The following is a 9853-nucleotide window of genomic DNA, read 5'->3' on the forward strand; positions in this document are numbered from 1 at the left end:
TTCTCCTATTGTTTTGAATTACTAGCACCTGGATTCGAACTGTTGTAATATTCTCTCTTTCGCGTAACTACCAATATAATAATTACAGAAATGAGGACTACAATGCCCGAACCTAACCAAATAAATGCTGGGTGTATTGATATATTTGATGACGGAGACGCCTCACGATTTACCTCCACAACATAGGTGCTCATCACACCATCTGCACCAGTCGCATGAACTTTAATATAATTCATACCTGGGTACAGTTTTTGATTTCCAGATATATTTACACTTGTATTTCCAAATTTTGGTGTTGCCGTTACTGCTAGGCTTGTAACGGAGTTTTCAACACTCATCGTGTAGTATAACACATCTTCTTGGAATCCAGGATTGATTGCGTAAGCTCCTACACTTAAAGCAGAAAGTTTACCACTAGTTTCTGCGGTTCCCTTCATGACATCAATTGAAATTGAGCGCTCTGACTGATCTGCTGCAATCACTTTTATAGTTACGATATTATGACCAGGTTTTAAATTATTTGCACCTTCGATTACAATTCTTGAATTTGGATCTTCACTAATGACATTTAGATTCAAGTTAACGATTTCTTTTCCAACAGTTGCTTGATAGTGTGTCACATCACGACTAAACGCAGGCACTAAATTAAGACCTTCTATAGCACTAATATGATTGTTTGTAGAAACATTTACAGTGTTGTTAGCACCTGGAGTACCATTTCCTGAATTACCATTATTTCCGGCATTACCACTGTTGTTGCCAGGGTTGGAACCGTTATTACCGTTGTTGCCGGTGTTACCACCATTGCTACCGGTACTACCGCTGTTGTTTCCAGTGTTGCCAGTATTGCCTCCGTTGTTTCCAGTGTTGCCAGTATTGCCTCCGTTGTTTCCAGTGTTGCCACCATTGTTGCCAGTATTGCCTCCGTTGTTTCCAGTGTTGCCACCATTGTTACCAGTATTACCACCGTTGTTTCCAGTGTTACCACCATTGTTTCCAGTGTTACCACCATTGTTTCCAGTGTTGCCACCATTGTTTCCAGTGTTGCCACCATTGTTTCCAGTGTTGCCTCCGTTGTTGCCGTTGTTTCCATCAGTTCCTGGGTCACCTTTGACTTCTCGATTAACAACAATAGTGTAGGTATCTCGAACACCTTCTTTTGAAAGAATCTCTACGGTAATGGTATTCTTTCCTTCTTTTAACACTTGAACCCCTTCACCTGAGATAATTCTACTTTCTTTATCTGCAAGGGTTGGTAATATCGTCACAATCACAACCGATTTATCAACATTGACAGTATACGATTTTATATCGGATTTAAAAATTGGATTAAGCGGTAACGCTGCGTCGGCATTAAATACTTCAAGATTGATGAGTGCGTCTTTTTTAATCGGATTTGTTGGGTCAGTTGGCTTCTCTTTTGTAATTTCAACTGTATAAGTTCGACGCGTACCATCTTCTGCTTCTACAATCACTTTGATCAAGTTTATACCTTCTTTAAGATCATGTGTGCCATTTCCAGAAATAAGTTTTGCTTTAGCATCTACGGGGACTGCTTTAATATCTACAGTCGACGTCGTTGCAGAGACCGTTGCTTTGTAGTCAAAGACATCTGACTTAAAAGTTGGGGTTAAAACGACAGGTTTTTGATTGTCTGTGACCAGTAGTGACGACAGTTGAGTGTTCGATGATTTATCATTTGGATTTTTCCCTTTGATAATTTTCACTGTATACGTTGAAGTGGAATCATCTTCTGCTTTGACAACAATATCAATCAGATTTTCTCCATCTTTGAGTTGATGATTACCTGTTCCAGATAAGATTGTTCCGTTTGCATCATCTACTAGCGCCGAAATATCAATGGCATCAACATCTTGGCCAACCGTAATTGTGTATTCTTTATGTTTCGGATCAAAAGCTGGATCAAGTGGAATTACGGATTCCCCATTCTTAATTTCTAACCGCGCCAAACTACTGTTATTAGATTGTTCGCTTGGAACTTCAGGGTCTCCAATTGTCAGGGTTGCACCTTCAACCATTGCATTTTGCTCGTTAAAGTTAGCGTCTGCAACGGATGCATTTTCCAGTGTTACAGCAGTATCGCCGTCTGGAGCACCTGCGAGGACTTCAAAAGCAACCTCAAATAAAACTACATCACTTTTTTGTGCGAGTGAAGGTGGAGTATCATCGTAGCCAACAAAACGCAATGTACCTGCTGAAGGTGTGCTTGAAAACGCCCAACCTTTAATGCTATTCTTCGATTCAACATACGATAATACGGATGGATCATATTTTAGTGTTCCAGAGTAGCCATCAACACCGCTTTTGAGTAATTCCGTATGATTGACTTGAATCTCAACTGTAATCTGCTGACCCCGACTTACCTTCTGTGTCGAAGGTAAGACAGTCAACTTAGGACTATTAGCAGATAATGGCATGACCAAATGCATGGTTATCATGGTCACTACCATGAACAGAACGGCAATGACCTTAATTTTTTTTCTAAACATTGTTGCTATTTTTCTCATTGTTCATCCTCGTTCTTTTCAAATATATTTTTACTTCCGAGAATATGACTTCGGATACCAATTAAATCAGCGACACCAACTTTTTGATCATTGTTGACATCTGCTGCCAGTAATTGCCAATCGGTAAGTGTTCCGCCAAGAACATAGCTACGGACGCTAATAATATCAGCAACTCCAATACGTCCGTCACCGTTCACATCCCCTTTTACAATAATTGTTTTCTCATCGTACTCTTGATTGTCCACAACTAGTTTGATAATAACGCCACTTCCAACTAAATCTGTATCTTCAAGTTTTGCACCATTGCGATAGAAGACCAAGTGTTCTTGAGGATTTGTCATCTGTTGTTTCACATCGAGAACCGATTGGTTATCATGAATTGTTTGAATATGCTTGGGTTCAATTGTATGAATATCGGACTTAAGTTTCATTTCTAGAATTGTTACAGCAATCGTGTAAATTCTGTCTTCCATATCTTCACGATGAACTGTAATTGAAATGGTATGGTCACCAGCGGGCAAGTTCTTATTGCCTGAAATTGATACCTTCGCCATTGGATCCTCAGATATTGCCACAACAGGTAACGTTAACGGTTCATTATTGATGATTGATGTTGTGTAATTTTGAGTCATCTTATCGAATGGTTGATCCATTGTATGCCCCTCTAATTGAAGGTATGAAAGATGATTACTTGACGTATTTCCACGATTAACAACAACGAAATATGTTGCATTCTCGTTTCGTTCACGTGTTACATGAATTTCGAAAATGTTAACACCTAACTTCAGTGTTTTAGTTCCCGTTCCTTCAATCGAAGCTCCCTCAAAGGCTGATGTAGCATTAATCTCTAAAGTATCGACACTACCATCAACATCGACATAGTACTGGCGGACACCTGTGCTGAATGATGGAGACAATGTTCCCTCATTTACAGTTAAGGTATCTAAACCAAAATTTGAACTTTGTGCTCTGTTTACAAACAGTGTGTAAGTTACCTTTGTTCCATCTTCAGCAACTACTTCAACTTCAATTGTGTTACGCCCTGGTTTAAGCGAGTGTTTTCCAAGATTTTTAATAATTTGCTTCTCGTCTGTTTTCGTACCGAATACTTCGATAGTTTCTACACTTTCATCAACATCGAGGTTGTACGCAGTTTTGTTAATGTCAAAGACTGGATCTAATTTACCAACATCTGTCCATAGATTACTGATTGCAGTATTTGACGAAGCTTTTTTATGAAACATGATTGTATAGATTCGTGGCAAGTTGTCTTTTCCTACGACACGAATTTCATGTGAGTATGGGAATGATACAACTGGGATTGTCCCAAGACCGGTTATAGTTGCATTGTTCGTGGCTGTTGCTTCGAATGTAAACTCACTATCACCATCTTGAACATCAATCAGATATGTATTTCCGAACTTTGAAAATTGTGGTGAGAGATTGTACGTGCCGTGATTGTTGCCACTTACAAGCAGCGATTCGAGATAATTTTGAGATGGTGCTTGACGGTTAACATGAATGCGGTACGTATTTTTGTCACCATTTTGCGCGGTCACGATAACGTTTACTACATGATTGTTTCCGACTTCAATATTTGACTGATTTTCCACACTCACATGACTATTTACTGGATTCGTATAAAGCGGTGTTACTTGATTAATTTCATTTGGAATCGTCAAGTAATAATCTGTTTGGATGGGATTAAATTTAGGACTAATGACCCCTTCTTGAACACTTAAACTATCCAGGAGCGCAGTATTATCTGCATCACGTGCGAGTGTTATCGTATATGTTTGCTGATTTCCTTGTGATGCGGTGACGGTAATTGTAATAACGTCCTTGTCAGCAAATGATTTTGGATAGGTAATTTCAACGCGTGCATTGTTATCTTCTGGGATTGCTGTAACATTTGCTGTATCACGGTTTATCGTGTAAGCATAAGAGAGGGTTTCTTTATTGAACCCTACAACATCAATACCATCGACTTGAAGCAATTTTAAATTCGCGTTTTCGGATAATGATTTGTCCACAGCGACATTGTAAGTCTTTGTAATATTGAAAGAATCCGTTACTTTGATGATGAAGCGTTTGATTGCACCATCATCGACGGGATTGCTTACTTCGTACGTTGCTTCCTGATCTTGTGGTTTAGCCGCAATCATGATAGCTTCAAGATCTATCGATGCAGGCACAGTGTACTCATACTGTTGGGTTTGTTCATTCCACAATGCTTTCCAACGTTGACTTCCATATACAACTTCAACTGTGTCTAGAGCTGTCTTATCTTTCACTTTGTGGACACGAACGGTGTAGTCCGTTTTGTAGTTTCCATTAGTAACTGTAATTTTTATTGGGGTTATGCCATCTAATAGTGCAACATCTTTATAAGTCCCACTTAGTGTGGCTTTAGGGTCCTCTGTCGTTGGATTCAGTGAAATGGTATGTGTTGTTTGTGGAACATAAACATCGTATTCAAGTGTACCCGGTTCGAATGGTGGTAGAATGTCAGCACTATCGGATGTAAGTGATGCCAATCTTGAGGATAATCCTCGATCAACATCTATTTGATAAGTACGACGGTCTCCGTTTTTAGCCTTAACCTTGATATCGACAGTACGTGGAAGACTCGAAACTGGAATAGATTCCAACTCACTTGCATTTTCCACCGTCGCACCAAAGCGTTCATCAAGTGTGTAGTAAACTCTGAAGGTTTCCACTCCTGGGAAAATAGATGCTTGATACGTCATCACTTCTGGATTAAATTCTGGTTCGATGAGTCCTTGATTTTGCCCAATATGCAAGTCACTTAGGAAATTGTAACTTTCCTTTCGTATCTTGAATGTGTAGGTTAGTGTTGCTTTCGTTTCGGATTCCGTTTGAATTTCATAAAGAACTTCGTCATAACCTTCGATTTTTACGATTCCATTTGGTTTAACTCGTGTTTTAGGATGCATAGCTTCCACTTTAAAATCACTTAAATCCCAGAAATCTTTAGAGCTTGGAATATCGATGATATATTCATAAATATCTGGATTGAATGCAGGCTCAATTTTATTTTTTGCATCATTGAGATTCAATGTTTTTAATCGTGCATCGATAGATGGTGTTCGGGTGTACTCAATGTGGTACTGTTGCTTCGTAATTCCATCTTGAGCTTTAGCCTCGAACGAAATACGGTGCGTCCCAGGTTCGAGCTCATACGTACGATTAATATTACCGCTGAGCATAACTGAGGCGTGATTTGGCGTCGCCTTGAGTTCATGCGTAAAATCGATCGCATCAAAAGGTTCACTAATTCTGTAAACTTGACTTCCGTCCCAATCAGTACTTGGTTTGGATAAATCAATAACATGTGATCCTACCTTTAAATCAAGCAATCCCAGTTTTCGTATTACAACGATTTGATACTGCTGCACAGGTACCGATTGATCTTCTGCCTGAACTTGAATACTGAATACATTTTTACCTGGTTTAAGTTCAAATTCACCGAGTCCTTGTTGGACTTGTGCATTTGCATTTGTTGGAGTCGCGTGAATTGTAATTGTATCTACATCCGCTGGCACATCTAAAACTTCAAAGAGGTCGTACGGTTCATCATGAATCGAATGATTGAGTTTTAATGGTAGCGTTTCTCCATTAGATTTATATCCGTCAATTGTTAATGATTCCAACGATACGTCTTTTGACAACGAACGCGTAAAGGTAAACTGATATGTATTCACCAATGTCGTTACAGAGTCAGTCAACGTGATTGGTAATTGCTTAGTAGCAATACCTTTCATTGTAAATGTATACTCAAGTGGCTCAGCAATATTTGTTGCAACATCCGGTACAATTTCAAAGGTTATAGATGTATCTTGATGTGCAAGATAATCATCGAGATTAATCGTAAATGCAGTCTCTCCTGCGTAAGCTGGAACCGTTTTTCCATTAATCTTAAGTGATTCAATTTGAGGTGGCATCACATCTGGATAAACAACGCGGATATGATAGGTACCTGCCAGTTCTCCGCTCTGTGTTGAAACATCAAACGTGTAGATATTGTCTTGGGTTCGCGAAAGTTTGAGTGGATCGTTATGATAGTTTGAAATCACATACCCGCTCTCGATTGCAATTGGGGCCAACGAAATATCTTTCTTACTGAATTCTTTCATATTGATTGGAACATGTACGACATAATAGTAGTTTCCAGGAATCGGATTCGTAATACTATCATCGTTCTCAATGCGTTCAACTTTATCCCCAGGAACGAAGCCATCAACGCCAATGTCCATCACTTTTCGAGATACCTCAAGTGTGTAAACTTTAGTTGTTTTACCATCATGTGCTGTGACAGTAACTGTAATGTAGTTTTTACCAACCTTTAGATTTGATGTTCCATCAATTTGTACTGTTGCATTTGCATTTTCTGCAAGTGCAGCTACATTTAAGTGCGTCACTCCATTCTCAACATCTTCAAGAGTATAGCTAAGTACATCCTTATCCAAGCCTTTAAAATCTTCATTATTGATTGTGAGAGACTTCAGGTTTGCATTATGATCTAATGTCCTTGTGATTGTCAGGGTGTACGTTTGTTTCTTTCCTGACTCAGAGACTACGTCAACTAGTATCGTATTCACACCATAGTCTAAGACAACATCTTTCTGGTTAACGACTTCTCCATTGATTAGAAGTATTGCACCATCATGTTGCTTTTCGGCGAAGATACTTAGCGATTCTTGAGATGTATCCACAGTTTGCGTATACACATTGTCTTTAATGCTCTTCAAAATGTCCTTACCATCTATTTGAAGCGCCGTTAGATCATTGACATCGGATTTAGCTCGATTAATGATTATTGTATAAACTTGCTGTGACGTTCCATCTTCTGAAGAAACCGTAATAGTTGCTTGGGTTGCTTCCTTCTCGACATTTACTGTATGCGGAATCGTTTCTAAAATCACACCATTAGCCTTGGCTGTTGCGTCAAAGATGACTGCATTAATATCCGCACCAACATTTAATGTATATGCGTTTGTATGTTCAGAAAATTCGGGAGTCAATGTTCCAACATTACTTGATAAAGTTTTGAGTGCTGCTTCTGAAGATTTTGCCCGTATCACTGAAAAGATATACTGCGATTGTAAACTACCCTCAACATTGGAAACTATCTTAAAAGTAAATGTATTTAAACCCGTACTCAAATCGATGGCATCCCCACCTTCAATTCGCGCATTTTCAGGTATTGTAAAATCCATGTTATCAAGACCGAATGTTGTGACTGCGTTGGGCACGTGAACTGTATATCGGTATATCGCAGTATTATCGCTAATAATCTTATCTTTGGCGATACCGTCACCTTGACCATCCGGATCTAAAGGTTTATTATCCGGCCCCATTGGATCAGGTTTTATCGTTTCAATACCGCTATCTGGTTTAGGAGTGAAAGGATTGTCTGTTCCGCCCGTTTCATCTGTAATCTCCGTGGCAGTGTTTGCTTCCATAGTGACCTGAATTGTGTATGTTTTAATACTTTCATTCTCTGCTACAACTTGTATTTCAAACGAATTCAGTCCAGTAACTAATGCATGTGTTCCGAGCATGCTTTGATTTACAATTTGGGAAGCATTATCTGGATTTACTGATGCTGTGATTGTGATGGTCTCATTCTTACTATACGGAACTGAACCTAAATCATAATACGTCGTATTTGCATCAAAAGCAGTAATCATCTCCATATTCTTAATAAGTGCATTCAGCGAATGTAAATCATTGTTCTTTTTTCTATCTCGGATTACCGTAATCGTATATTTGGCAGGAGTTCCGTCTTGAGCACGTACTTCCAGGGTTGTTTTATTTGAACCTGGTATCAGCTCCAGTAATCCCGAAAATGTATTAAGGTTTTCGCTTGTGTTTTTGAGTGTATCACTGTAGACACGAGCAGCATCAAAGTTAGTCGTAGCTTCAATTAAAACTTCTGACACTGCATTATCAACTGTAATCGTATAATCACGCACGCCCTCTTCCAATACAATTGGCTGATTTCCAACAATTAATTTAGACAATGTCACATCACTAGAGTTTCGGTTGAATGTATACTCATGTTTTTTCTGTGACCCTTTATTTCCAAATACTTTTGCGTACTGCGGTTGTGATGACTGTGCCATAACATTCATACTCAATTGCGTTTTTTGAACATTACTTGGATTAAGTGTCAATATGTTTCCTTCTACAGGAATTTCCGACAAATAACTAATGCTTCCATTTGGATCATTCAATACTGTATTGAGCGTCACCGTTTTAGTGCTTTGTTTAACGTTTGTTGAATTAGTATTATCGAATGTTAATACACTACCATCATCCGTCATCGCTGTCGTAGATTTAATGGACACATCATCAGAAAGTCTGAGAATGTTAACGCCATAACTTTTTAGCGTATTTCCATTGTGCTTGATAACGACTTCAAATTTATTATTTCCAAGTTCAAGACTTCGATCATTAATATTTCCTTGTTTTCCAAGGACCATCGATATTCCACTTGGTGCCCCTTCTTTCAAGGTGATGTCACCACGAATTTTTGAAACTTGACTTGGGACAACTAAATCAAAACTATCGTTCTCTACCTTAAAAGATGTCTCCATGTAATCATGTCCATCTACATCTGAACCATCTGCATAAATATTTACCGATTGGAGTGTAGCACCCAAATCGGGTGCTTCTCCAGCTACGGTTAGCTTTAATGTTGGGTCGAGTGTTCTTGGAACGACACTTTGATTCGAAAAGTTATTAGCTAAAATCAAATCGTTAAGCTTAAAATTTATTTCTTTTCCAGCTTCAGCATCTGCTTTAACTTTGAAATACATGGTCATCATTGACCCACTTGCTTTTAATGCACGATCTGGGTACTGAACTGTTTGACCAGTATACTGGACCGTACTATCAATAATATTATGATTAACTACCCAACCAAGAATTTCGTTTCGACCTTGACGGATTGTTGTAAAGGCACCACCTTCAATATCAAGCGGGTAGATAACTTCTTGGTTATCGATGACAATTGGCTCGACCAATTTATCATCATAAACGATTTCATATTGAAACATGGCAATATTATTATCACCATTCGTTTCAATATTAACGTCAAATCGGAAAACATCTCCAGGTTTAACTGTAGACCCAGCCGGTAACGGCTTGGAATCTTGGATATTTTCATATGGATAAGTTTGTTCATCATAGGTTCTGAGACTGACTTTGTTAGGTGTTGCTGCTGAGACGGTATAGTTTTCCGCGAACATCGTTCCAAAAAGCAACAAGACCATTATCAGTTTAAATACTTTTTTCAT

General features: G+C 38.7%; 2 protein-coding genes. Both read right to left on the bottom strand.

The genetic code is table 11. The annotated features are described in order from the left end of the window. Positions 1-5: 5 nt before the first annotated feature. Entirely contained in the window at positions 6-2528 is a 2523-nt protein-coding gene (locus tag G7061_RS09715) for a cadherin-like beta sandwich domain-containing protein (protein WP_166120963.1), read from the bottom strand. Continuing rightward, entirely contained in the window at positions 2525-9853 is a 7329-nt protein-coding gene (locus G7061_RS09720; protein WP_166120966.1) for a cadherin-like beta sandwich domain-containing protein, read from the bottom strand. Before G7061_RS09720 ends, G7061_RS09715 begins: the two co-directional genes overlap by 4 nt.

The organism is Erysipelothrix sp. HDW6B, from assembly GCF_011301115.1.
Taxonomy (GTDB): Bacteria; Bacillota_I; Bacilli_A; order Erysipelotrichales; family Erysipelotrichaceae; genus Erysipelothrix; species Erysipelothrix anatis.